General features: G+C 58.8%; 1 protein-coding gene. It reads left to right on the top strand.

Annotation, left to right across the window (positions count from 1 at the left end):
• The first annotated feature begins 65 nt into the window (after positions 1-65).
• Positions 66-1177 (top strand): IS3 family transposase gene (locus ABD104_RS30180; protein ID WP_343928883.1). Its coding sequence is split into 2 segments (ribosomal slippage): positions 66-318 and positions 318-1177, totalling 1113 coding nucleotides; the frame shifts between segments, so codons are not numbered across the junction.
• Positions 1178-1193 lie beyond the last annotated feature (16 nt).

The following is a 1193-nucleotide window of genomic DNA, read 5'->3' as shown; positions in this document are numbered from 1 at the left end:
GGGTAATGCCCCCTGTAAAGCCTGGGAGTCAGAAGTAGAATTTTCTCGAACAGGGAGTTCTACAGATGAAGCGATCGAAGTTCACGGATAGCCAGATCGTCGAGGCGATCAAGCGGGTTGAGGGTGGGTTGGCGGTGCCGGAGTTGTGCCGGGAACTGGGCGTGAGCTCGGCGACGTTCTACAAGTGGCGGTCGAAGTTCGGCGGCATGGACACGTCGATGATGGCGCGCATGAAGGAGCTGGAGGCGGAGAACGCTCGGCTGCGCAAGATGTACATCGAGGAGAAGCTCAAAGCCGAGATCGCCTCGGAGTACCTGGCAAAAAAGTCCTGAGGCCGTCTCGCCGACGCGAGATGGCCAAGGAAGTGGTCAGGTCCAGGCGAGCATCGATCCGTGTGGCCTGCGTAGTCTTTCGTATCAGCGAATCCTGCTATCGGTACGAAGCCAAGCTCAAGGCCGAGAACGAGGAGATTGCCGATTGGCTGATGCGCCTGACCGACAACCATCGCACCTGGGGCTTCATGCTGTGCTTCTTGTACCTGCGCAACGTGCGTGGATTTGGCTGGAACCACAAGCGCGTGTACCGCATCTACAAGGAGTTGGAGCTGAACCTGCGCATCAAACCTCGCAAAAGGCTGGTTCGGCAGATGCCGCAGCCGCTGGAGGTTCCCAGGGCCATCAACGAAGTCTGGTCGATGGACTTCATGCATGACCAGTTGGCCGACGGCCGGAGCATTCGGACCTTCAACGTGATCGATGACTTCAATCGTGAGGCGCTGGGGATCGAGGTGGACTTCTCGCTTCCTGCTGCTCGGGTAGCACGGGTGTTGAACCAGATCATCGAACAGCGGGGACGGCCCCTGGCGATTCGTTGCGACAACGGCCCGGAATACGCGGGTTCAACGTTATTGGCCTGGGCGCAAAAGCGGGGCATCAAGCTCGACTTCATCCAGCCCGGCAAGCCGCAGCAAAATGCCTATATCGAGCGCTTCAACCGGACGGCCAGGTACGAATGGCTGTCACAGTACGAGTGGGAAGACCTGGCGCATGTGCAGGACCACGCCACGCGCTGGATGTGGTCCTACAATCACGAACGCCCGAATATGGCATTGGGCGGGTTCACACCAAAGCAGCGGCTGGCCATGGCCGCATCAGTTTCTACTTCTGCGACCCAGTAAGAATGGGGGCATTACC

This window comes from Pigmentiphaga daeguensis (assembly GCF_039523035.1).
Lineage (GTDB): Bacteria > Pseudomonadota > Gammaproteobacteria > Burkholderiales > Burkholderiaceae_B > Pigmentiphaga > Pigmentiphaga daeguensis.
This window is presented reverse-complemented; position numbering and strand designations above follow the sequence as displayed.